The sequence below is a fragment of the Limnospira sp. PMC 289.06 genome (assembly GCF_032350395.1).
GTDB classification, from domain to species: Bacteria; Cyanobacteriota; Cyanobacteriia; order Cyanobacteriales; family Microcoleaceae; genus Limnospira; species Limnospira platensis.
The window spans coordinates 1-410 of record NZ_JARPLC010000505.1; the positions used below are offsets into that span (position 1 = coordinate 1).

2 pseudogenes are annotated in these 410 nt (G+C 46.3%); both read right to left on the bottom strand.

Going from position 1 to position 410, the window contains the following annotated elements:
• Positions 1–86: pseudogene (locus tag P5674_RS26010) on the bottom strand (HNH endonuclease); the annotation flags it as partial.
• Between the two features lie 87 nt (positions 87–173).
• A pseudogene (locus P5674_RS26015) lies at positions 174–302 on the bottom strand (reverse transcriptase N-terminal domain-containing protein); the annotation flags it as partial.
• Positions 303–410: the final 108 nt, after the last annotated feature.

Sequence of the window (410 nt, forward strand, 5' to 3'; positions counted from 1 at the left end):
ATTGCTCTTACTCCATCAACTCCGGCTGTTTTCTTGCCTTGACCCGCTTGGGGGGCGGGTTTATTAAGCTGACTGTTGGGAAGCATGGCTGACCGTGGAACCCGCCCCTACAGCCGTATTGCTAGGAGCCGGGCATAATATGACTTCACCAATAGACGTTGCCACCTTCTTACCTTTGCATCTTGTCCCGATTTAGCTGCTTGAAATATCCTCTTTTGGAGCTTAAAGACGTATCTCTGAACCTTAGCCCAGTTAATACTTCTCCATACAAACGCACGTCTTTGTAAGTTCTGGTTTCCCAAATCCCTTACTTTCTCTCGATTTCGTCATATTGACTCCTACTAGACTCTATTCTTACAATCAAACCGTGACCTGTTAGCATATCCCTACCATTACAGTTGGGCGTTGGT